The organism is Deltaproteobacteria bacterium IMCC39524, from assembly GCA_029667085.1.
Taxonomy (GTDB): domain Bacteria; phylum Desulfobacterota; class Desulfuromonadia; order Desulfuromonadales; family BM103; genus M0040.
The window spans coordinates 679,276-702,602 of sequence record JARUHJ010000001.1; the positions used below are offsets into that span (position 1 = coordinate 679,276).

General features: G+C 53.7%; 24 protein-coding genes. 8 read left to right on the forward strand and 16 right to left on the reverse strand.

What is annotated here, in order from left to right; translation table 11 throughout:
• Positions 1-77: 77 nt before the first annotated feature.
• Genes P9J64_03195 through P9J64_03205 form a run of 3 tightly spaced genes read right to left on the reverse strand, consistent with a single transcriptional unit; the run spans position 78 to position 3,532 of the window.
• Positions 78-1,814 (reverse strand): methyl-accepting chemotaxis protein, encoded by a 1,737-nt coding sequence (locus P9J64_03195; protein ID MDG5467319.1) that lies wholly within the window; start codon positions 1,812-1,814, stop codon positions 78-80.
• A 20-nt stretch (positions 1,815-1,834) separates the two neighbouring features.
• A complete protein-coding gene (locus P9J64_03200; GenBank protein MDG5467320.1) occupies positions 1,835-2,254 on the reverse strand; it encodes a phosphate ABC transporter substrate-binding protein in 420 nt (139 codons plus the stop codon).
• Between the two features lie 33 nt (positions 2,255-2,287).
• On the reverse strand, positions 2,288-3,532 hold the full coding sequence (locus tag P9J64_03205) for a hypothetical protein (GenBank protein ID MDG5467321.1): 1,245 nt from the start codon (positions 3,530-3,532) through the stop codon (positions 2,288-2,290).
• Between the two features lie 613 nt (positions 3,533-4,145).
• Between P9J64_03205 and P9J64_03210 the strand changes: the two genes are divergently transcribed.
• The gene (locus tag P9J64_03210) at positions 4,146-4,403 is read left to right on the forward strand and encodes a DUF504 domain-containing protein (GenBank protein MDG5467322.1); all 258 of its coding nucleotides are present in this window, start codon (positions 4,146-4,148) and stop codon (positions 4,401-4,403) included.
• 32 nt (positions 4,404-4,435) lie between these two features.
• Entirely contained in the window at positions 4,436-4,885 is a 450-nt protein-coding gene (locus P9J64_03215) for a CBS domain-containing protein (protein ID MDG5467323.1), read from the forward strand.
• Positions 4,886-5,156: 271 nt separating this feature from the next.
• Here the strand turns inward: P9J64_03215 and P9J64_03220 are convergent, their stop codons facing one another.
• From P9J64_03220 to P9J64_03245, 6 genes are all read right to left on the reverse strand, one after another.
• Positions 5,157-6,167: a fatty acid desaturase gene (locus P9J64_03220; protein MDG5467324.1), complete on the reverse strand. Its 1,011-nt coding sequence runs from the start codon at positions 6,165-6,167 to the stop codon at positions 5,157-5,159.
• Positions 6,168-6,300: 133 nt separating this feature from the next.
• Complete coding sequence (locus P9J64_03225; GenBank protein ID MDG5467325.1) at positions 6,301-7,365, reverse strand: NADH:flavin oxidoreductase/NADH oxidase; 1,065 nt, start codon at positions 7,363-7,365, stop codon at positions 6,301-6,303.
• 205 nt (positions 7,366-7,570) lie between these two features.
• On the reverse strand, positions 7,571-8,230 hold the full coding sequence (locus P9J64_03230; protein MDG5467326.1) for a DUF2959 domain-containing protein: 660 nt from the start codon (positions 8,228-8,230) through the stop codon (positions 7,571-7,573).
• Positions 8,231-8,304: 74 nt separating this feature from the next.
• Complete coding sequence (locus P9J64_03235) at positions 8,305-8,625, reverse strand: transcriptional regulator (protein ID MDG5467327.1); 321 nt, start codon at positions 8,623-8,625, stop codon at positions 8,305-8,307.
• Position 8,626: 1 nt separating this feature from the next.
• A complete protein-coding gene (locus tag P9J64_03240) occupies positions 8,627-8,956 on the reverse strand; it encodes a type II toxin-antitoxin system RelE/ParE family toxin (GenBank protein ID MDG5467328.1) in 330 nt (109 codons plus the stop codon).
• A gap of 342 nt (positions 8,957-9,298) precedes the next feature.
• Positions 9,299-11,503 carry a S8 family serine peptidase gene (locus tag P9J64_03245; protein ID MDG5467329.1) on the reverse strand — a complete coding sequence of 735 codons (2,205 nt, stop codon included), beginning with the start codon at positions 11,501-11,503 and terminating at the stop codon, positions 9,299-9,301.
• 126 nt (positions 11,504-11,629) lie between these two features.
• Here P9J64_03245 and P9J64_03250 point away from each other — a divergent pair, with 126 nt between their 5' ends.
• Positions 11,630-12,016, forward strand: coding sequence for a hypothetical protein (locus P9J64_03250; protein MDG5467330.1), 387 nt, complete (start codon positions 11,630-11,632; stop codon positions 12,014-12,016).
• Between the two features lie 63 nt (positions 12,017-12,079).
• Here the strand turns inward: P9J64_03250 and P9J64_03255 are convergent, their stop codons facing one another.
• The gene (locus P9J64_03255) at positions 12,080-12,586 is read right to left on the reverse strand and encodes a hypothetical protein (protein ID MDG5467331.1); all 507 of its coding nucleotides are present in this window, start codon (positions 12,584-12,586) and stop codon (positions 12,080-12,082) included.
• Positions 12,587-13,072: 486 nt separating this feature from the next.
• Between P9J64_03255 and ftsH the strand changes: the two genes are divergently transcribed.
• Positions 13,073-14,989: an ATP-dependent zinc metalloprotease FtsH gene (ftsH, locus tag P9J64_03260; GenBank protein MDG5467332.1), complete on the forward strand. Its 1,917-nt coding sequence runs from the start codon at positions 13,073-13,075 to the stop codon at positions 14,987-14,989.
• An 82-nt stretch (positions 14,990-15,071) separates the two neighbouring features.
• Here the strand turns inward: ftsH and P9J64_03265 are convergent, their stop codons facing one another.
• Together P9J64_03265 and P9J64_03270 are read right to left on the reverse strand one after the other, a co-directional pair.
• Entirely contained in the window at positions 15,072-16,058 is a 987-nt protein-coding gene (locus P9J64_03265) for a M28 family peptidase (protein ID MDG5467333.1), read from the reverse strand.
• Between the two features lie 158 nt (positions 16,059-16,216).
• The gene (locus P9J64_03270) at positions 16,217-16,450 is read right to left on the reverse strand and encodes a hypothetical protein (GenBank protein MDG5467334.1); all 234 of its coding nucleotides are present in this window, start codon (positions 16,448-16,450) and stop codon (positions 16,217-16,219) included.
• Between P9J64_03270 and P9J64_03275 the strand changes: the two genes are divergently transcribed.
• A complete protein-coding gene (locus tag P9J64_03275) occupies positions 16,449-16,661 on the forward strand; it encodes a hypothetical protein (protein MDG5467335.1) in 213 nt (70 codons plus the stop codon). The two genes, P9J64_03270 and P9J64_03275, sit on opposite strands and share 2 nt — an antisense overlap.
• Positions 16,662-16,724: 63 nt before the next feature.
• Here the strand turns inward: P9J64_03275 and P9J64_03280 are convergent, their stop codons facing one another.
• From P9J64_03280 to tdh, 4 genes are all read right to left on the reverse strand, one after another.
• On the reverse strand, positions 16,725-17,675 hold the full coding sequence (locus tag P9J64_03280; protein ID MDG5467336.1) for a lytic murein transglycosylase: 951 nt from the start codon (positions 17,673-17,675) through the stop codon (positions 16,725-16,727).
• Between the two features lie 155 nt (positions 17,676-17,830).
• Complete coding sequence (locus P9J64_03285) at positions 17,831-18,304, reverse strand: hypothetical protein (protein MDG5467337.1); 474 nt, start codon at positions 18,302-18,304, stop codon at positions 17,831-17,833.
• Between the two features lie 106 nt (positions 18,305-18,410).
• Positions 18,411-19,598: a glycine C-acetyltransferase gene (gene kbl / locus P9J64_03290; protein ID MDG5467338.1), complete on the reverse strand. Its 1,188-nt coding sequence runs from the start codon at positions 19,596-19,598 to the stop codon at positions 18,411-18,413.
• 45 nt (positions 19,599-19,643) lie between these two features.
• A complete protein-coding gene (gene tdh, locus P9J64_03295) occupies positions 19,644-20,672 on the reverse strand; it encodes an L-threonine 3-dehydrogenase (GenBank protein ID MDG5467339.1) in 1,029 nt (342 codons plus the stop codon).
• Between the two features lie 226 nt (positions 20,673-20,898).
• Here tdh and P9J64_03300 point away from each other — a divergent pair, with 226 nt between their 5' ends.
• From P9J64_03300 to P9J64_03310, 3 genes are read left to right on the forward strand one after another with little or no spacing between them, the layout of a single operon-like run.
• Positions 20,899-21,834: an iron-sulfur cluster assembly scaffold protein gene (locus tag P9J64_03300; protein MDG5467340.1), complete on the forward strand. Its 936-nt coding sequence runs from the start codon at positions 20,899-20,901 to the stop codon at positions 21,832-21,834.
• Positions 21,835-21,850: 16 nt separating this feature from the next.
• Positions 21,851-23,053, forward strand: coding sequence for a cysteine desulfurase NifS (nifS, locus tag P9J64_03305; GenBank protein ID MDG5467341.1), 1,203 nt, complete (start codon positions 21,851-21,853; stop codon positions 23,051-23,053).
• Positions 23,050-23,319, forward strand: a complete 270-nt coding sequence (locus P9J64_03310; protein ID MDG5467342.1) for a hypothetical protein — start codon at positions 23,050-23,052, stop codon at positions 23,317-23,319. Before nifS ends, P9J64_03310 begins: the two co-directional genes overlap by 4 nt.
• The last annotated feature ends 8 nt before the right edge of the window (positions 23,320-23,327 follow it).

The window sequence follows — 23,327 nt, forward strand, 5'->3', positions numbered from 1 at the left end:
CGAAAAGGTCTTCACCAAGGCTTAATGTTACATACTGTTAACGACTGATATCATTCGTTTCATTCATTACTTCGACCTCAATATTTTTCGTAGTCGTTATCGTAGACATCAGCCGTTTTACTAGCATTTACTGGCTTAACCGACACTAAGTCTGTATCAGACTGACTGATTCCGGGTTGTCTCTTGTCTTGAATCTTAGCCATCTTGAAAAAAGTGACCATCTCTTCAAGTTGCTCTGCCTGAGTCGACAACTCTTCGGCCGTAGCGGCCATCTCTTCTGCGGAAGCAGAGTTCTGCTGAATGACCTTGTCGAGGGCTTGTATACTTTGCGTGATCTGCTCTGCCCCGGAATTTTGCTCTTTGCTTGCGGCACTGATCTCCTGAACCAACTCAGAAGTCTTCTGGATGTTCGGGACAATCACATCTAGAAGGCTTCCGGCTTTTTCTGCCACATCCACACTGCGAGTCGAAAGTTCATTGATCTCCCCTGCGGCAACCTGACTACGTTCAGCCAGTTTACGGACCTCAGCAGCAACCACGGCAAACCCTTTACCGTGTTCTCCTGCACGGGCAGCTTCAATCGCGGCGTTTAAAGCCAACAGATTGGTCTGGCGCGCAATCTCTTCAATAATGACGATCTTTTCTGCAATATCCTTCATAACAACAACAGTATCTTTGACGGCGCTGCCACCTTCAACAGCATCTTCGGCAACCTGACTGGCTATCTTCTCAGTTTCTAATGCATTATCGGCATTCTGACGAATGTTTGCTGTCATCTCCTCGATACTAGAAGAGGCCTCTTCTACAGACGCGGCCTGGTTGGCGGCTCCCTCGGTCATATACTGGGCGGCAATATTCATCGATTGGCTGCCTGAAGTAACATTCGCTGACGAGGTTTTGACTTGGCTGATAACCGTTGACAACATTTTCAGCATTTTTTGTAACGACAAACCCAAGGCATCAGATTCCGATGCCAGAGTCACTTGTGCATCGAGATCACCATCAGCAATCTGCTCCGCGAGTTGCGACTTTTCCGCCAGAGCATCCGCCATACTGTCGAGTTCACGGGCAAGGTCGCCAATCTCGTCACGGCTTCGGGACATGATCCTGTCACTATCAGAGACTTCACCCCTGGCAAGAGTTTTAACCATATTTTGAATCTGGTTGATCGGTTTGATCAGAACCCTATTTGCAATGGTGCGGATAATAATAACCGAGAGAACAATCACCACACCAAACAGGATGAGAAGAAAGGAGGTGTTTGACCCAGCCGTGTTTTTTTCCTGTTCTATGCCGCTTTCCACCGCAGAGATAAGCGTTTTCGAGTTTTTCTCAAAACGTTCAAGCAACTCAGCATAACTTAAGCCAATGGTCTGGACCTGAACCTGAAGAGTATCAAAATCTTCTCCATTGACCAAACGCTCATAGGTGTCCCCTGCCATGTGTGCATACACATCATAATCTTGAACAAGAGGCGCCATCTGTGAACCGGAGCTGTTCTCACTACTTATTTCGAGCTTGGCCATCTCCTGCAGCAAGGAGCTGATAGTCTCTGTCAGCTCCTTACCGCTCACGACAGCCTCTTCATCGGCCAAGAGAAAAGCTTCTTCAAAAAACTTTGACTGTTTTTTAAAGAGACTCACCACTTCAGTGCCTTTTAAAGCGAGAGGAAAGGCGACATTACGAATTTCAGTCAGTTTTACCGAAAAACGACTGTTCGCCTGATAGGTGAAAATCGTAGCGATAAGGAAGCCTGCAAAAGCAACCCCAACACATAGCCAGATTTTTACATTGATACTGCGAAACAGTTTCATGGGTTCCCCCCCCCGCAAGGTTATTCTACGCTCAGCTTCTTGACCGAGTCGTCTAGTTCGGATTTGAGTATGTATCCGACGGCTCCGTTCTTCGCAGCAACAATCTTCTTCATTTGCTCACTGTTCTCAACTTCGACAGGTGGCGTGCCCTTGCCAGTAAACACAGCCTTGCGCCAGAACATGTAAAACTGCTGAGACGATTTCTTGACAAACTTTTTGGCAAAAGGATCGGTAACTGCAGAGTCCTTCTGGGTAAAAGGGGTGACCGTGCTGCCATCACTCCAACCGGTTTTTTTGCCAAGGAACATGTTCTTGGCATCGGTTGCCGTAAGACTCGACACCGGATTTAATTTGTTGGTAATCAGGATCACGTCTGCTGCATAACCGGCCGTGCAGCAGAACAGGATCATGAGTGCGATCAATAGACTTATGCGTTTCATGAGAAAACCTCCGTTAATAACGTTACAGACCGATTAAAAGTTGAACGACGTCTTGACGATGAAATAGCTCCAGTCATCATCCAGGCCATCACTGTTGACGAGGTCCATGTTCAGGGCGGCCCCGTCGATGGTGTGCCATTCCGCTTTTACCAACCAGTTCTGGTTGATGTCGTAGCGCGCGCCGATCCCTAAATCCTTGCGGTAGTTATTAGGATTATCTTCACTCTTGTCGTCTTTATCGAGGTAGAACTCCTCGTAGGATGCAGACAGTGCCAAACCTTCAACCTGTGGGATCTGAATCGTACCGAGAATGTACCAGCCCATGGACGTATCGGGGACGAATTGCTCACCAATACCTTCTGCCGTTATTTCATTGTCTCGTTCCATATACTCAGCGCTGAGGGTAAACAGGGGATGTGCATATTCAGCGGAGAGGACATACATCGGATCGTAATTAGCTGTAATATCTAAATCCAAATCATTGAGGGCAGCCAAAGCTGGGTCGAGAGCAGCCAACGGGTTATCCAGTGAAACATCAAACTTGCCCTCAGACTTGAAATAGCTCGCACCAAGACGTAACCCATCCAGAGGAGCATTGTAGATCAATGAAAGAGCATAGGTCTTGTCAGCATCGTATTTCATGCTGTCAACACCGGCCGCACCCATCGTAGCTCCTCTGAGTTGGGCATTGATCCCCTGATTATTAAGACCCTCATCAACAAGGAAAGAATCTTCATCAATATCAATCTGGCCATAAAACACCTGGTAGTCAAAATCGCCAAATTCCCCGACTGGTACATTTCCATAGAGAGAGCCACCGTAACCAGCTGTCATAAAACCGCGCTGCATTTCGTCGTAAACACTCTGTGGCAGGAATGCCATAGGACGCAGGAAATCATTGTCGCGGGTTTCATTATAAAGGCCAATCGGGAGCTTAAGCTTGCCAGCCCGAACACCGAACCAGTCGGTTACGCGGTAATCACCGAAAGCCCAATCCAGCTCGATATCGTTATTGCCGTCTTCGCCAAGGTCGCGAGAGAGGATTTGGGCACCGATGCGCAGCTTGTCAGACACCGTAGCATTAAAAGTCAGGCCTGCTTCGTTGATTTCAAAGGTGCCATCCTCACTGCCAGCATCAAGGAAATTGTTTCCGCTGCTTTCCATGTACCCCTGAGAGACGAAACCGTTGATCTGGAGTTTGCCGAGTTCAAGGGCTAACAGGCTGCATGGCAGCAAGAGAAGGACTGTCGTGATGCTCATAATACTGATCTTTTTCATCTTTTTTTACCTCCATTGTTGTTTATGGTTGTCGGAATAAGCGCACAATAAATTCATCGAAAAATTTGAGCATTTTGGCATTTTTTTTGAGTAAGTCAGGGGCAGACCCTTATAGAAAAAAACACATCACATTACATGAGGTACGGCACACCCGTTTTTACACAGTGATTAAGTGATACAAGGCAGAGCAGAGATCATGCCAAAGCTTTCAACCAGTAACAACGTACTGATATTACTAACTTTTTATGGAGAAAACTGGATTGCAGGCCTGGCAACGGTGGGCAATTTGTACTCCCTGTCACACATTTTTTACTTGTTGTCACACTAATGTGTCGGAGCCTTTGACCCGATTTTTTCTGTAAAGACTCAGAAAATAAAACGAAAACCGGGATGCTCTGACATACCCTGGTGATTTTAATTGCGGCGCCCAGACCTATACAGGCTGGATTTCGGCACGACAATGCAGTTTCAAGGACAAACGCAGACGTTTTTCAAGGGGTGAGTTTATTGATTACCGTGAGTTGTGTGGCTCCGACTCCAGGGGCAACCAAGCAGCGCCTGCAAAACTTTTCAAGGTTGATAGAATGATGGTGAAGGGCGTGGAGGCCAAAACATGCAACCGGTCCAGGATCTGCTCAACCGTATCCGCTGGGATGAAGTGTTCGCCACCGCCGATTTTGAGATTGGCTATTATGATCGGATCGAGGATCAGATCATCCAGGTCAAATACGCGGACCTTTTCTTCCCGCCAGACGATCACTTTGCCTTCGAGTTGCTGGATGATGAAGGCACTGTCCACCGAATCCCCTACCACCGAATCCGGCGGATTACACGCAATGGCCACTGCCTCTGGAGCCGTTCTCCCCATTAAGAATAGACGTCCGAAGACGTCGGGAGGTCAAGATGAAAGTCGGCAATTTTTGCAACCGCGATGTGGTTATCACCGATCGCGATACAAGTATTTTGGACGCGGCCAAGTTGATGCGTCACCACCACGTCGGCGATATTGTCGTGGTCGATAACCTAAGCAAAGGCAACATTCCGATCGGCATCATCACCGACCGGGATATTGTGGTCGAACTGCTGGCCGACGAAATCAATTTGAGCCAGGTTACGGTCGGCGATGCTATGGGTCTCGATCTGTATGCGGTCAAGGAAGATGATGATCTTCTGGAAACGGCCCATCTCATGCGCCGGCACGGCATCCGCAGGGTGCCTGTGATTGGCACGGCTGGCGAGTTGGTCGGCATCATCACACTCGACGACATGATCGAGGTGATCGCCGAACAGCTCTCGACCCTCACCTTGATATCCGGCCGCGAGCACCAAATCGAAGTTGAGCGCAGAGCTTAAGCATCGATGCGATTAAAAGGGAACACTCTCTTTTGAGTGTTCCCGGCTGAATATGCAGTTGGGACAGGGAAATCCGCCAAGAGGAAAAGGTTGGAAGAGAAGATCTTGTGCTTCGGATGTACAAGCCTCCTTCGCTAGAATAGATCTGTACGATTGTGCTGCTATGAACGACCTATCAACAACTCACTTTCCGCCTTGGGCAAGGCCGATTGACCCTGGCTTGAAGCCTTGAGCCAGAACGCCCATAAGCCTGTAACCTCTTCCTTGGCAATCAACCCCCAAAGCCCACCATTGCCTGTTGCTCCTCGTCATACAGATGCAAACGGACACACTGCAGGCTATCGCGCAAGCTCATCGGTTTGATGGTCTTCAATACCGGGATCGCTTCATGACAGGCTTGCAGGTTGTAATTGGGGATCGCGGGGCGGACATGATGGAGGTGGTGAAAACCGATGTTGCCGGTGGCCCACTGCAAAAACTTCGGCAGGCAATAAAACGAGGCCCCTTCCATCGCCACCCGCAACGGATCCCACGCCTCGCTGCGTGCCCAATAGACACCCTGGAACTGGTGCTGCACATAGAAGAGCCAGAGGCCGGCGCTACCGGCGATCTGGATGACGGGCAACTGCACCAACAGGTAAGCCTTGAGACCAACGGTCAGGCTCGCAATCACGACGATCAGAATAACCGCCAGGTTCGTGTAGACCACGCTCATCAGATCGCGTTTGTTGGCACCCTTGCTGGGGAAACGGTTAACCAGCAGAAAGGAGAAGATCGGCCCCAGGCCGAACAGCACCAGGGGATGGCGATAGAGGCGGTAAGCCAGGCGCCGCAGCCATGTGGCCGAGCGATATTCGTCGACAGTCATGATCCAGATGTCGCCGGTGCCGCGCCGATCGAGATCGCCGGCCCGGATGTGGTGACCGACGTGCGTCCGGCGCCAGTCGGCGAAGGCGGTCATAGTAATAATGCCGCAGAGGTAGCCTATGTTGCGGTTCCAGCAGGGGGAATTGACGAAGGCGCCGTGCACGCAATCGTGAAAGATTATGAAGATGCGTACGTAAAAGACCGCGGCGACCAGAGCCAGGGCCAGGGTGATGAGGTAGGAGTAGCCGTTGAGCACGGTGAAGAACATCAGGGCCAGGAGCAGCAGGTAAGGAAGCACCGAGTTAGCCAGCTGCCAGTATGAGCGGCGGAGCTGCGGGCGGGCATAGGAAGCGGTCTGCGGGTACCACTCGGGCCTGGCCCCCTTGGCGACGATCAAGACAGGGTTAAAAGTCATGACAGCCTCCTTTCAAACAGATGATACGAAGGGCTTGTCTCTATTTTACCAAGCAAACAGGGAAATTTCAGGCTGATTTGATCAAAGATATCATGATTGCTGTTCCGCAAAGCGATCCCAGGGCCTTATCACATTAGAGCTTGGCACGCTCATACTGCACCGGCCAGGGGTAATCAACCTTAAGCTCACCGGCAGCATGAATTGGCCAGTAAGGATTACGCAGCATTTCGCGGGCCAGCAGCACCACGTCGGCACAACCGGTGGCAATGATCTGCTCGGCCTGGACCGCGGCAGTGATCAGGCCGACAGCACCGGTGGCGATGCCCACCTCCTTGCGGATCGCAGCGGCAAAAGGGGTCTGGAAGCCCGGCGCCGCCGGAATCACGGCATCGGGCACCAGGCCGGCGGTGGAGCAATCGATCAGGTCCACGTCCAGCGCTTTGAGCTGTTTGCACAACTCCAGGGACTGGGGGAGATCCCAGCCGCCTTCGACCCAGTCGGTGGCGGAAAGACGCACCATGACCGGCAGATCCTCAGGCCAGAGTGCGCGAACCCGGCGCACGACCTCGAGGGGCAGACGCATGCGGTTTTCCAGGCTGCCGCCGTAACTGTCGCTGCGCCGGTTGCTGAGCGGCGAGAGGAACTGGTGCAATAGGTAACCGTGCGCCATGTGCACCTCGACCACCTTAAAACCCGCCTGCAAGGCACGAGCTGCCGCGGCCTCAAATTGTGTAACGATGCGTTCCAGGTCGGCTTGATCCATCTCGCGCGGCTGAGGCGAACCCGGCCCAAAGGCGAAGGGGCTGGGCGCGATCGGCTGCCAACCTCCAGCGTCGGCGGTTGCCGCGGCTCCACCCTGCCAGGGCGGACGCACCGAAGCCTTGCGGCCGGCGTGCGCCAACTGCACAGCAGGCACAGCACCCTGCTCGGCGATAAAAGCGACGATCGGCGTAAAGGCTTCGGCCTGGGCGTCGTTCCAGAGCCCGCAGTCACTCGGACTGATGCGCCCTTGCGGTTCCACCGCGGTCGCTTCGACGATCACCATGGCGGCGCCGCCAACGGCCCGGCTGCCGAGGTGGACCATGTGCCAATTGTTGGGCAGGCCGTCAACGCTGGAATACTGGCACATCGGCGCAACGAAGATACGGTTGCGCAGCGTCAATGAGCGCATTTGCAAAGGAGTAAAGAGCTGACTCATTTGGACCTCCTTGAACCTTTGAACCAGTGACCGGTGACCGGTGACCAGTTATCAGTGACCGGTGACCGGTGACCGGTGATCAGTTATCAGTATTTTAGCTTTTCCCCATCCTGCTTATCCTGCTCATCCCTGTGAATAATGTTTAGAGTTCAGTTTACATAAGTTTTGACGGGCGACAGTCAAATTCGCCACGTAAGCAAATCGATCATTTCTCCAGCCGCACGATAAAAGCATCGGCTTCACGGATCGCCGCTTCCATCTCGCGGATCAGTGCCGAGACGTCTCCTTCAACACGCCCCAACTCGCTCTGTAACGAAGCAATCGCCTGGGCGTTAAGGTTATGTTTGAGGTAGAGTACCTGGTCGCGCAGCGGCGTCAAAACCGGCTCAATCTTTGCCTCGGCTCTTTGCATCGCTGTCATCAGGCTCTGATAGTGGCTGCGCGTCTCTTTCAGTTTCTGGGCGCTGGAGCGACGCAGGCTGTCACTCGAATAGAGCTTGAGCTCATCTTCCCATTCATCGAAGAGGGCCTCGGCGACATCCTCAACCTTGTCGATCCGGTCCCGTACATCTTTAGCGCGATTCTCGCTCTCTTCCAGTACGGAATTCAGCTTCTTGTACTTCTCTTCCAGAGTGCCACCCTGAAAATTCAACACGGCGCTGAATTCCTCCAGCGCATTGGCAAACTGTTCCTTGGCTTGCTGCTGACTGTCACGAGCATCCTCGACCCGATCAACCAGGATTTCACGTTTGTGAATACCGAACTTCTCCATAACCGCAAACTGAGTGCTGCTGCAGGCGGAGAGCAGAAACGGCACGGCGAGGAGCGCAACCAGAAGCAGAGGTCGAAACAGAGAGTTAAGCATGGTGATTCTCCTAAAAACGGAACGCGGGACGAGGCACGCGACAAACCAAAAGACTAACGGCTTTAGAGCACAACTTATTGATGGACAGCTCTTACCTCGAAACGGATCTGTTCTTCTTGTTGACAGGCATGCAGAAGTTCGATGAAATTCTTTAATGTTGGGTTGCCTTTGGGGCCCAGCATACGGCGAAGGCTTTTATCGTCTTTCTTCAAGGAGCGCGCTATACGCGGGGTCGCGTTTGTCGCGTTCAGATAATCTCGTAGCAAACTCTTACCTGTATCGATATCCCCATCCAGAAAAGCAGAGGTCGCCTCACTAATCATCTCAGTTCTAAATTCGGGGTCATTTTGAGCCCGGGCCATGACTGTTTCCCGGAATGAACGTGACAATGGCATCCTAAACCTCCTTTCCTGATACTTTTCGCTGTTTGTAATCGGCCCAACATTGTTTAGCCAACAGGATGTACCTGTTTTGGGTTTTCTTGGTACCACCGCCCAACAACAGAATCAAAACATCCCCATCACGACCGAAATAGACTCTGTATCCTGGGCCAAAGGTCATCTTGTACTCAAAGATTCCACCAAGGCCTTTTGTGTTGGTCAGGTTGCCTTGTTCAATGCGGTTTAGCGCAACAGTTACTTTGACTGCGGCCCGAGCATCCAGTTTATTGAACCACCTGGAGAACGGACTTCGTCGCTCTGCAGTCAGATACTCTCGTACCTCCATAGCCCCTCCCTAAATCACATAACATAACGGCATGGTAACATACATGACACCACTGTCAACAATCCGTAACGCGTACGGCCTAGTTTAGAGACAAGCGACATATTTAGTCGCAGCCACTCTACATACTAAAACTCACAGAAGTCTCACAAGCAGTAGAACATAAAGAAGCAACGCTTTTTAAGAATGGGACCTGGGACGAGATATGGGGTAGGCGAAAAGCTTTAAACCAGCGTGCGGCACCAATGCAGGGTCAGACATCGAGTGTCAAAGCCGTTGTTGAACGGAGATACTCAATTTTGAGTGTCCCCGCTTTCAAGGAGTTATGTTGCGTGTTTTGGATGGTTAATAAGTGACAGTGTCGCTGGTCTCTCCAGTCGGGGTCGAACTATAGCCGGTCTTCACCGTTTCCTTGAGGGTAAAGGTGTAAACCGTGCCACTTGCTGGATCCCTGAGTTCAGAGGAGCTGAAAACAACCTGGCCGTTTGTGCCGGTGGTAGAAGAAACCACACTGGTTGACGAATCACCCCAATAGCCATAAACGACAACCCCATCAACCGGACCTGATGCATCACTGATGCTCACCGTTGCATTCGCACTAACGAATGTTTTTTTGCGGTTCGCCCGCTCGCTAAGACTCATGTCGATCGATGCTGTCAAGGTGTCGACAACAGGAGTAACAGAAACTGTAATAGCGGCCTCGTCGCTGTCGGTCAAACCACCAACATCAGTGACAGTAAGTTTTGCCGTGTACCCCCCGGCGGCCGCATAACTGTGGCTGGTTGTTGGCTCTGTTGCATCCGTGCCATCACCAAACTCCCAGACATAGGTCGCGATGCCATCGTCAATATCGTAAGACCCCGCGGCGCTGAAACTGACTGCCTGGCCAACCTGGGCTGATTGATCCGCACCGGCGTCGGCGACAGGAGGATCGTTGACTTCATTGATAGTAAGCGCTGCAGAGGCCGGGGCTGAGTCGACTTTACCGTCGTTGACAACCAGAGTGACGGTATAGTTTCCGCCCGCGGTGTAACTATGGGTCGCGCTGGCCCCTGCTGCAGTGGTGCCATCACCAAAGTTCCACTGGTAGGTCAAAGGGTCGCTGTCGTCATCAGTGGAGTTTAAACCGTCAAGATTGATGGCGATATCCTCGGTCCCTGAGACAGGACCGTTGATAACGGCCATCGGCACCTGGTTCGGCACGGCATCGTAGTTGAGAGCTGCAGCGGCGTCGAGGATTCCCCAGCCATAATTCGGGTCCCACCCGGAAGCGCCTTTGTCCTTGGCGGTCGCTTGCAGGATTGACCTGATCTCAGCAGGGGTTCTCGTCGCATCTTGAGCCAGGAGAAGAGCGACTACGCCGCTGACATGGGGCGTGGCCATAGAGGTTCCCTGGTAGAAATAGTAGCCAAAATCGGTCGGGCTGCTGCCGAAGGTCTGTTGCAACACGCCATCGACATAACCGTCACCGTTTTGATCAACGCTGGTATCCCCACCCGGCGCGGTCAAATCCAGTGAGGCGCCCCGATTGGAATAACCGGCGACGGCTTCGTCATAACGGGTTGCGCCAACGGCAATACAATAAGCATCGTATGCGGCAGGATAGCTGACCGTGGTGGCCGAGCCATCGTTACCAGAGGCACAGACGAGGGTCACACCGAGACCATGCGCATAGGCCAGCGCATTCACCAGCGTGGTCGAGCCGCTACTGCCTCCCAGGCTCATGCTGATGACATCGGCACCATTATCTGCCGCGTAATAGATGCCGTTGGCAATGGCCGCATAAGAACCTGAGCCACTGCTATCCAGTACTTTAACCGGCATAATCGAGGTGTTAAAAGCAACGCCGGCCACACCGATACCATTGTTGGTGCTTTGCGCAATGGTTCCGGTGACGTGGGTGCCATGCCCCTCGTCATCATTGGGGTGGTCATCATTGTTGATAAAGTCGTAGCCGTCGACAAAGTTGGTGCTGGCCAGATCAGGGGCTTTTTGATAGGTCACGGTCGAGGTTCGACGTTTACCTATCGTCACAGTCTGCTGGTAATCCTCGTAGGCGACACCGGTGTCGACCACGGCAACAACCACACCTTGGTTACCGGTTGTTACATCCCAGGCCGCTTCCATGTTAATGCCACCGTAGTCAGGATTATCAAGATGCCACTGGTAAGGTGCGTAATAGAAATCGTTGGGGGTAAGGAAGGCATGGGCGATGAAATTCGGCTCGGCATACTCCACGTTCGGATTTTGGCTGTAAATGGCCACCATCTCGGCAACCGTTTTACGTGGTGGGATCTTGAGCCGCTTAAAACCGGCATAAGGACTGGTTGAGATTTCGGTTGCGCCATGCCTGGAGTTGATGTTCGCAATCTCTCCACCACTGACTCCGGGCTTGAACTTGACCAGGATCTCGCTGGCCACCATCGCAGGACCTTGCGGTGCTGCGACATTTTCCTTGACGAGAAAGACTTGAGACAATGCGTTTCCGGTTAAAGCGATGACGAAAACAACTGACAAGGTTACTGTTATTATTGAGTTTAATCTGTTCATGTGCACCCACCTTTGAACAAGCTGTTCGTTGTCATTAAAGTTCACCTTTTAAATATAACAGCTTTAGTCATGTTTGTCATTTAAGCTTAAATAGGTGGTTCGAAAGACGGAGGAGAGGATATTTTTTTGCCATCGTCTGCGGCGCAAAAGCAAAAACTGCTCTACACATTTCATCTTAAGAATGTGCTTTCCTTTGCAAAACAACCTCAAGACGAGTGTCATATTTTGTCGCAGTCACTCGACATACTAAAACTCACAGAAGTCTCACAAGCAGCAGAACAAAGAAGGAAGGTGTTTATGCAATCGCAATGGGAATCATTCATGGAAACGTTTTTGAACACGGCCTCAGGCTTTGCCATTTCGTGGCTTGTAACAACCTGGGTTTTACCAATCTACGGCTTTGCGGTATCGGCGGGACAAGGATTCCAGATCACCTGCATTTTTACAGTGATCTCGATCCTGCGGTCTTACCTGTGGCGGCGAACCTTTAACATGATTGCCTTAAGGCGTTAACCGATGGGTCTATGGGATCGAGGATCCATGCATTGGGGCCCCTTGGAACATAAAGTGCGCCATTCAATACTTGCGTGAGTCGTATGCCCAGTGAAGAACAGCTTGCCGTTGTTTGCGACGACAATTCAAGTCTCCCTCCAGGCAGTTGTTTTTGATCTGGGTAATGTGCCTGCGCATCCCCAGCCACCTCTTGATCTGACGTTCATCATCCCTGCAGCGCCGCCCCATGTAATAGCGGCAATACCACTGGAACCAGCCACGTGGATCGTCCTCGTAGATCCAGCCTTTCTCTTGCCAAACAGATAAGGGTTGTGAGGCATTCACGCCAAAGAAATTCAGCGCCGGATCATGCCGTTCGGCACAGAGCTTGGCATTTTTGAACCATTCGGCAGGGAATTCATCCTGGCAATCGGTCATGTATTTACCACCGAACACCCCCAGTTCAAGCATCTCTTGGGGTGTCAACTCGGGGCGAAAGTCTGGATGGTAATTCTTCCCGACCGGTTCGGTGCGCTCATACTTGTAATTTGTCTGCATCAAATCATTGACCTGAACGATAACGGTGGCCATAAAAACCTCCTTTAACATTTTCTGGTTATCGACTTCACTCAACTAATTTATCGAGGTCAGCAGACAACCATTTTATCCTTAAAAATAAAGAGGCTTTAAGGTCAAAAGAAATATTAATAACAGGGATAGGCAGGATAAGAAGGATAAAGTCAAAATCTTCGGAGTGTGGAGAAATCACTCATGTTTGGTTCTTATGGTTTTATCCTATACATCCTGTATATCCCTGTTCAAAAAGAGTTTAAGACCCTGCGGCTATTGGTGGAGCGAAGTAGATAACCAGATAACATTTTAACTTAAGTGATCGATTTGTCACAGTTCAGAAATAATCATCTCCATTGGTACCCATATATTTGCTGGCGCTCACTTGAGAGCGGTGACTCAGACCGTGTGGGTAAACGGAATCAGGTAAAGCGGAACTCCCTGATTCTGCTATGATATTAGCAAGGGTTAGATTCAGCGCACGAATAACAGGAGCCGGCCATCATCATGATGAAAGATCCCTGGCATAGAGTCCTGCTGCTGACGTTTCTGGTACTGGTTATTAATGGCTTGTTTGTGTACATGTTTCCCCCTGTCACTCGAGAGCCAGTTATCGAGATCGCCTACAGTCGCTTCAAGGATGAAGTTCGGCTGGACCATGTTGCCGCAGTCACCATACAGGGCGAAGTCCTGACCGGGCGTTTCACGGAACAACTCGCCACCTTTTATGAAGAAGCCCCCACGGACAAGTCCGGGGAGCCTCGTGCCTACCACCAGTTTCGCACCAACCTTCCGCCGATCGACGACCCGGATTTAATGCCCCTACTTGAACGCTACCAGGTCGTGGTTAATGTCGAGCCGCCCGAGGAAAGATCAGACTTGATCACCTTGCTGGCGAACCTGCTGCCCTGGATCATGATTTTCGGCATTTGGTGGTTCATCTACCAGCGCACCCGCCAGCAAGGCGGACTGGGCGGCGGTTTAATGAACCGCTTCAGCAAATCGGGGGCCAGCCTCTTCCTGCGGCAAGACTCGAGTAAAACCTTTCAGGACGTGGCTGGTCTGGAGGAGGCAAAACAGGAATTGCAGGAGGTGATCGAATACCTGCGCGAGCCGCAAAAATTTTACAAGCTCGGCGGCAAGATGCCTCGGGGGGTTCTGCTGGTCGGTCCACCAGGGACCGGCAAAACCCTGATGGCCCGCGCCGTGGCCGGCGAAGCCGATGTCCCCTTCTACAGCATCTCGGCCTCCCAGTTCGTCGAAATGTTCGTCGGCGTCGGTGCCAGCAGGGTCCGTGACCTGTTCACAAACGCCAAGCAGAATGCGCCAAGTATTATCTTCATCGATGAACTGGATGCGGTCGGCCGGGCGCGCGGCGCTGGCTTGGGGGGAGGCAACGATGAGCGGGAGCAGACTCTGAACCAGATGCTGTCGGAGCTGGACGGGTTCGAACCCCACGATGAAGTGATCGTAATGGCCGCGACCAATCGGCCGGATGTGCTTGATTCGGCCCTGCTGCGCCCGGGTCGCTTCGACCGCCAAGTGGTGATCGATCGCCCCGATTGGCGTGATCGGGTCAAGATTCTCGAAGTTCACACCAGAGACGTGCCCCTGGCGGAGGACGTCGACCTGGCGATCATCGCCAAAGGGACCCCTGGCATGGTCGGGGCCGATCTGCAAGGGCTGGTCAATGAAGCCGCCCTGATCGCCGCCCGCGAAAATGCCGATCAGGTCTGCCTCTATCATCTGGAGCAGGCGAAAGACCGCCAGCTCATGGGCATGGAGCGCAAACTCTACCTGACCGATCAGGAGAAACGGATCACCGCTATCCACGAATCGGGGCATGCCCTGGTTGCCAGGTGCCTGCCGAACACCGATCCGATCCACAAGGTGACGATCATCCCTCGCGGACAAGCACTCGGCATGACCCAACAGCTGCCGGAGGACGATTGCTATCATTACCAGCGCAGCGGTCTCCTGGCACGGCTGGCAGTGGCCCTGGGCGGCAGAGCCGCGGAGAAACTCATCTTCGGCGAGTATTCGACCGGCGCCCAGAATGATCTCAAGCAGGACATGGCCCTCGCCGAGAAGATGGTCTGTCAGTGGGGCATGAGCGAAAAAATCGGCCCCTTAAGTTTCGACCGGGGCGAAGAGCATCCGTTCCTCGGTCTCAAGCTGGCCACGGAAAAGACCTTCAGCGAGAAGACCGCCTGGATCATCGACCAGGAGATCGAAAAGCTGGTCCATATCGCCCAGGAGTGTGCCGAGCTGGTCCTGGCTGAGAATCGTGATGTTCTGGAAGCGCTTGCTGAGAGTTTGTTCGAGGAAGAGACCCTGGATGAGGAGCGTTTGAAGGAGTTTTTCCAGGACAGAAGGCTGCAACTTCCGGACAAGGCCCGTGCCGCCCTTTATGCGTCGGCTTGAGAGGGCAAGAAACAACAGCGGACAGGGGCCATGAGCAGAGCTTTGCCATCGCCCTGCCCGCTCCAGAAAACGCCGCACAGGTTTACCTGGCGAGCTCGCCGATCATAGCCTCCAGCCCCTTGACGACCCTGGCCAGCGCCTCATAATTGATCTTGTCCGGGGTATCTCTGACAGAATGATAGTAGGGATACCGGAAGAGCGCCGTATCTGTGACCATGATGGCGGGACAATCGATTTTCCAGAACGACCAGTGATCGGACCAGTCGACCCCGAGCAGCCACCCTGGTGCGACGATCCCTTCCGACGGGAAAGAGCCACGCTGACGAAAAGCTTTAACGCTGCGTTTCAACAAGGGACCGGAGCGAAGGTTGCCAACCAGGGCGACAAAATCTCCACGCTCCGGGTAGAAGTAGCGCAGCAGAGGCAGAGGGTACTTCTGGCTTAACGGCTCACGCGTATAGTAGCCGATGGTTTCCAGAGAAATCATGGCGGCGATGCGATCTCCGCTTTGCAGCGCCTGTTTTGCATAGACCAGGCTGCCCATTCGAGAGGTTTTGAAAAACGGTGGCTCCTCGTTGACAAAAGCGACCAGGCGCACTGTTTTGCGCGGCTTGCTCTGTTTGAGAAGGCCGGCCAGTTCAAGCAAGGCCGCGACGCCCGTGGCGTTGTCGTTGGCCCCCGAGGTACCGGCCAGTGAATCGTAATGTGCGCCCACGATAATCGTTCCCGAGGAGGCTTCAAGGCCAGGGATCTCGGCCTCGATATTGGCGACCTGTTTACCCACAGACTCGTAAGCAAGCAGGCGCGTCGTTAAGCCGGAGCGCCTGAAGGACGCCTCAACATAGTCAGCCGCTCGCTGCAGGTTGTCGTATTGCCAGACATTTCTCTCCCCGATCTTATCGGCCAGCATGTCGACATGGCCATACAAACTCTCCTTGAGTAGCGTTTCGGCGACGGACAACTCGGGCAAGGGCCCGGAAACAGAGCGACCCGGCATCCGGCTCATATAATAACCGCACAGAAACAGCAGGACGATGAGTATCAGGCCAAAGACAATCAGGTTCGTCATGAAGCGACTCTTTATTTGCGGAGGCTCAACCATGGCCTGAAGTGACTCTGAACGTTTGTTGACATAGGCTCTCCCTGAAGGACCCGGCAACCATAATTGCAGGACAACTATCAATAGGGTTTAGCCTGTGACATCAACTATCAATTTTCAATAATACCCTATTGATAGACACGGACTAGCGACAGGTTTTCCTTTGCAACCTTAAAGCCAGGCGACGTCTTCTCACCCTCGTCAGGACTCTCCAGCAGGCGAATCCATCGAACAACCGCAACGGAAGCAACAGCATTGCCGTATCTATAATCGAACAGTCGGTGTAGGATGGTGAGAAACCAAAACCACTCACCTCCGGGCGTTTGCAGCCAGCCCCCCGGAAAACCGAAAGAGATAACCATGGAAACCTGCAGTCTGTGTCAAGAACAAGCCAAGAAAACCCACCGCGGCAAGCCCCATCATTGCCTGATCAAGGTCAGTGAAGCCCGCATCTTTACAGGGGCAAAACCTCGAGGTTATGAAGAGCAAGACTACAAATGCCTGGACTGCAACGCCAGGTTCACCCAGAGCACCGGCAAAAATGATCTGGCCTGGACCTTATGGCAAGGCTGAGGCTCGGGGGCAGATCTTGATCTTTGAATTGAATTCAAGAGTCAAGACCTTCCCCTAAGCAGATTATCTCCTTCTCTTTTCAGCATAACTCTCGGCGAGGGTGCCGACCGCAACAGCAAAAGAATTTGATCGATTCCAGCGTCGCAGCGCCCGGAAATTATTGTAAACAAGGTAGGCAGGACCGGATGGGCCATCGGGAATAATCAACGAGGCCTGCAGGTCACGACGCGGCAACGCGCCGCCGTTGCTGCGCCGCACACCGAGAGCCTGCCAGCGCGACAATGGCAAACGGGTCTCTAATCCGATCTGCGAAGCATCAAGCTTTTGCGTCAGTTTGACCGCCCTTCCCCAGGTTTGATCGTCCTTCCAGCCCGCTTTGGCAAGGTAATTGGCCGCAGAGGCCAGCGCATCGGGAACCGACCCCCAGATGTTGATGCGACCATCGCCATCGGCATCGACTGCATAGTGGCGATAAGAGGACGGCATAAACTGGAACGGCCCCATCGCCCCCGCCCAGGAGCCTTTCATACGCGACAGCGAGACATGGCCTTCATCGAGGATTTTCAGCGCCGCGAGCAACTCCTTGCGAAAATACTCGCCGCGCCGCGTATCGTAGGCCAGGGTCACCAGTGCCGGAATGACAGGCTGTTTGCCGGTGTGCCGGCCGTAGCTGCTCTCAATCCCCCAGAGGGCCACAATGAAGCGCCTTTGCACCTTATACTTTCGCTCGACCCGGCCCAACCAGGTGGGATAGCGTTGCAGCATCAGGCGCCCTTCAGCGATACGCTCCTGACTGACCCGGGCAGCCACATAATCCTCCAGCGCCTCGGTCGTTTCCGGCTGTTTTTGATCGAGCTCTATCACCCGTGGTTCGGGTGCCTCAAGATCAGCCAGTGCTGCAGCTAAGGTCTTTTCAGAGATCCCTGCAGAACGAGCGTCCTCTCGCAGCAACTCAAGCCAGACCGAAAAATCATCTCTCTCCTCTTGCGCCATGACGATTGGCGAAAACAACAAAAAGAGACAGCCCAATAACAAAAACAGTTGTCCGATTTTTTTCATGGACAAACTATAGCACCAGATTTTCAAAATGATATCAGACGCTCATGATCAACGGGGCAGCAACGGGCTGCAAGGATGGGATGAAAAGCGTCCACAGCCTGAACCTACGGCTATCCCATGCCCCCTTTGGGTTCACGGATTTGGATAATATAACCCTGCTCAATCGCATATCGACGCCCTGTTTCGGAGAGGCTAAATTTTTGGCCAAGCAAGGTGGAGATACTGACGTGGATGAGCTCCCGGCGATGCAGGGATTTGAGAGTCTTGTGGAGTACGGCCGCGCCCAGCAGCAAAGGGGCGTTCAGCTGTTTTCGAGAAAGAGCCTTGCCGCCAGCCTGTGCGAGCCGCCGGATCACGATAATTTCAAAGTCATTCAATTGACGTGAGCTTCGAGACTCTGCAAAAATTTCTGCATGCACATCATCGAGGCGTGTGCCAATGAGCTCTTTCCGTTGAGCGGCAGAGCGGAGCAGTTTGCGGAGGCTCACTGCAGCTTTCTGAATGGCCGGGTTAATGCCGATCAGAACGAAAACTGCCAAAAATAGAATGACCAGAAGACGCATGGGCATATCGGAAAGGGGCATAGCAACTCCTTCGCCGATTGGATACAGTCAACAATAAGCTTGCTTACCTTGATACGTTAGACCAGCGGGCGCTAATGTCAACAGGCGTGTCTGTTCCCGAGGCCTGTTACAAATTCAATTCTCGTTTCACCCGGGCAAAGGCCTCGATTGCGAATTCCAGGTCGGCCGGTGTAAGAGCGGCCGACATCTGGGTTCGGATACGGGCTTGTCCTTTTGGCACCACCGGGTAAGAAAAAGCCACCACGTAGATGCCATACTTGAGGATGGCGTCGGCAAAGCGGGTCGCGATTATGGCATCGTGCAGCATGATCGGGACAATGGGATGCTCGCCCGGCAGCAACGCGAAGCCATGCTGTTCCAGGCCGGCGCGGAAGATCGCTGTATTTTCCTGCAACTGGTCACGCAGGAGACTCGATTGACTCACCAGCTCCAAGGCCTTTAAAGCTCCGGCTACGGCCGGCGGCGCCACGGAGTTGGAAAAGAGATAAGGACGAGAGCGCTGCCGCAGCAAATCGACCACGTCTTTGCGGGCGCTGGTAAAACCGCCACTGGCACCACCCAGGGCTTTGCCCAGAGTGCCCGTGATGATATCCACCCTGCCCACACACCCTCGATGCTCGTGGGTGCCTCGGCCGCTATTGCCGACAAAGCCTGTAGCATGGGAATCGTCGACATGGACAAGGGCATTATAGCGTTCCGCCAGGTTGCAGATATCATCGATTCTGGTGATAGTGCCGTCCATGGAGAAGACCCCGTCGGTGGTGATCAGCTTGAAGCGCGCACCGGCTGCATCAGCAGCCTTGAGTTGGTCTTCGAGATCGGCCATGTGGTTATTGCGATAGCGGTAGCGCCGTGCCTTGCACAAACGCACCCCGTCGATAATGCTGGCGTGGTTGAGTTCATCAGAGATTACTGCATCCTCTTCGCCCAGCAAGACTTCGAAGAGGCCGCCGTTGGCATCGAAGCAGGAGGGATAGAGGATGGTATCTTGCATCCCCAGAAACGCGCTGAGCTTCTCTTCAAGCTCTTTATGCAGAGTCTGAGTGCCACAGATAAAACGCACCGAGGCCATACCGAAGCCCCACTCTTCCAGCCCCTGCCGCGCGGCAGCGTTGACCTCCGGGTGCTGGGCCAGCCCCAGGTAGTTGTTGGCGCAGAGGTTAAGCATCGCGCCGCTGCTGACACCCACATGAGCCCCCTGTGGGGTGGTAATCAGACGTTCTTTCTTGTACAAACCGGCAGCAACGATGCCGTCCAGCTCGCTTCTTAGATGTTGGTGAAATTTACCATCCACAATATTTCTCCATAAACAGCCCGCGCGATGGCGAGCCCGTTAATGTCAAGAGTCCCAGTTAAGGATGACCTTGCAGGCGTCACCGGCCTGCATGGCGGTAAAGCCCTCTGCGAATTCCGTATAATGCAAACGATGCGTAATGACCGGCGTAATATCCAGACCTGACTCGACCATAACCGCCATCTTGTACCAAGTTTCGTACATCTCGCGGCCATAGATCCCCTTCAGCGTCAGCATATTGAAAATCACCGTGTTCCAGTCGACCGTCATGTTTTTGTCCGGTATGCCGAGCATGGCGATCTTGCCGCCATGTTTCATGTTAGCCAGCATCTCCCCGAAGGCTGCCGGGCTGCCTGACATCTCCAAGCCGACATCAAAGCCCTCCGACATCCCCAGTTGCCGTTGAACAGAGCCGATCTTCTCCCGGCTCACGTCAACTGTGCAGGTCGCTCCCATTTTTTCAGCCAACCTCAGGCGGCCAGGAAGGATGTCTGTGACCACGACGTGACGAGCCCCGGCGTGTCGGCAGACTGCTGCCGCCATAATGCCAATAGGTCCAGCACCGGTAATCAGCACATCCTCACCAAGAAGGTCGTATTGCAATGCCGTATGCACCGCGTTGCCCAGCGGATCGAACAGAGTCGCCACATCCAGGTCGATCTCCGGCCGATGCACCCAGACGTTAGACATCGGCAACGACAGATACTCGGCAAAGGCTCCGGGCCGATTCACCCCGACTCCGCTGGTGCTTGCGCAGAGGTGGCGCTTTCCGGCCATGCAGTTGCGACAGCGGCCGCAGACCACGTGTCCTTCACCGGACACAACCTGCCCCAGGGTGAAATCGATGACGTTAGTGCCAACGGCTGCGACCTCACCGACGAACTCGTGGCCGATCACCATCGGCACAGGAATGGTTTTTTCAGCCCAGGCATCCCAGTTGTAGATATGCAGATCTGTGCCGCAGATGGCAGTGCGCTTGACCTTAATCAGAACATCGTTGATGCCAATCTCAGGTTCTGGCCACTCTTCCAGGCTCAAGCCGGGGGCGGCCTCTTTTTTTACCAACGCCTTCATCGCGTAACTCTCCCTCTTTTCATAGAATTCTTGGAAACAACATCATAATTACCAACAGCTTAAACGCATAATCAGAATTGACAACAGATCGATGGTATTTGTCGTCAGGAAATTTGCCCTTTCAGCCTGGAAACCAAAAAAAACTCTCAAAAACAACCCTCATCCAGACCTCTAAAACTTGCTGATTGCCGTGACTAATTTATAGTTCTAGGGAAGGGAGGAGACTATGCCCTGGAATTATAGTGACAAGGTCCTCAAGCTGTTCATGGACGCCGTCAAGGGTGAAGCCGGGACCCACATGGGTGAGCTTGAAAACCCCGACGGTTTCGGCGAACATGGCTCGATCGTCTGCGGAGACGCCCTGCGCTTCAGCTTTCGCGTCGAGCGCCACCCGACCGATCCCACCCGCGACATAATCACCCAGGCCCGCTACCTGACCTTTGGCTGTACCTCGGCGATCGCCGCTTCGGAAGCACTCTGCACTCTCCTGGAAGAACAAGGGAAAACTCCGATCGAGGCTTTGCAGGTATCCAACCAGGACCTGATCGATTTCCTTGATGGTTTGCCCGAGCAAAAGATCCACTGTTCTGTGATGGGCGCCGAAGCTTTGCAGAAGGCCGTCGCAGACTGGGCTAGCAAGCGAGGCGTAGACCTGGCCGAACTGTTGCCGGAGCTGGCCCACGGCGATGAGGATGAAGGCCGCATTGTCTGCAACTGTTTCTCGGTGACCGAACCTTACCTGCGCCGCAAGATTAAGGAGCTCGGACTGCGCAGTATCGCCGAGATCACCAATGCCCTCAAAGCCGGCGGCGGCTGCACTGTCTGTCACCATGCCCCGGGCGGCCTCCAGGACCTGCTCGATGAGATCTGGGGTGTAAAACCGGCGGAACAAGTCGAGGTCGCAGCGTCCCAAGCAGTCGAGCAACTATCACCCTACCGGTTGGGGCAGAAGGTCGAAACCGCGATCGAGGCGGTCGTGCGGCCCTTGCTGCAAGGCGAAGGCGGCGACATCGAACTGGTCGATATCAAGGGCGACAAGATCTACTGCCGGCTGACCCTGGCCCCCGGTCAAAACGCCTCTGCAGAGCAGACCTTCAAGCTGCTGGTTGAGCAACAACTGAAGGAGCAGGTCGATGATTGTTTACAGGTAATCGCAGTGTGACAGAGCGAGGTTTGAGATGAAGAATGTTTATGTCGACAACAACGCGACAACCGCCATTGCCCCGGAGGTGTTGGCGGCGATGCAACCATACTTGACCTCCGACTACTTCAACCCGAGCTCCATGTACTACGTGGCGCGGTCTTCGGCAGAAGCGATTGAGGGCGCCCGGAGAACAATCGCCCGATGTCTGGGCGACATCGATCCGGATCAGATTATCTTTACCGGCTCGGCAACAGAGAGCAACAATGCCGCCCTGTTCGGCACAGTGCAGGCGAATCCGGAGCGCCGCCATGTCATCACCACCACGATTGAACACCCTTCGGTACTGGAGATCGGCAAGGAGTTGGAGCGCCGCGGTCAGGAGGTCACCTTTTTGTCGGTGGATCGCAACGGCGAGTTGGTGCTTGATGACTACGTCAGGGCGCTGCGCAACGATACCCTGGTGGTGAGCATTATGATGGCGAACAATGAGACGGGGGTCTGCTACCCTGTCGCCGAGATGGCGCGAATAGCCAAGGAGACAGATGCGGAGATCGTGGTGCATACCGACGCCACCCAGGCGCTCGGCAAGTTGCCGGTCGATCTGCAGGGCGATCTGCAGCACGTCGACCTGCTCTCTTTCTCCGGGCACAAGATCCATGCCCCGAAGGGAGTTGGTTGCCTGTTCGTGCGGCGCGGCACGCGCTGGCGTCCTTTCATTCTCGGTGGTCACCAGGAGAAGGGGCGCCGGGCCGGCACCGAGAATGTTCCCTATATCGTTGGCCTCGCCAAAGCATGCGAACTGGCGATAGCCGGTGTCGCCGATGAGCAGGGCCGCGTGCGTAATCTCCGTGACCGTCTACAAAAGGCCCTAATCGAGCGCATCCCGGCCGTAGAGGTGAATGGTAAAGAAGCCGCTGTGCGCCTGCCGAACACCCTGAACCTTGCGTTCCACGGTATTGAGGGAGAAGCCATACTCTTCGAGTTGAGCCGCCACGGCATCTGCGCCTCGAGCGGTTCGGCCTGCACCTCCGGCACACTTGACCCGTCCCATGTTCTTAAGGCAATGCAGGTGCCTTTTACCGCGATCCACGGCTCGGTGCGTATCAGCTTGAGCCGTTACAATAACGAAGAGGATATCGAGCGGATCATTGAGGTCCTGCCGGATATTATTGCCCGCTTGCGCAAACTCTCGCCTTACTGGAATGATGAGCGCAACTGCCTGGAGATATCATCATGAAAAAGATATTGGAAGAAGCCAAGCGCCTGATCAAGGCCGACAAGGTCCTGGCGGAGTTCACGATATCCGCAGAGGGCGATGAACTACACCTGCTTAAAGGGGATGAGAGTTTCGCCCGCTTGATCCGCGTCGATGATAACGCCCAGTGGCGTATCGAATATTTCCACAACCTGAAACGCTGGGAACGGATCGATTTCACCGGTTCATTGGCCACTTGCCTGGACCTTCTCTCCGAATCGCCACACTACCTCTACTGGGATCGCTGAGCTATCTG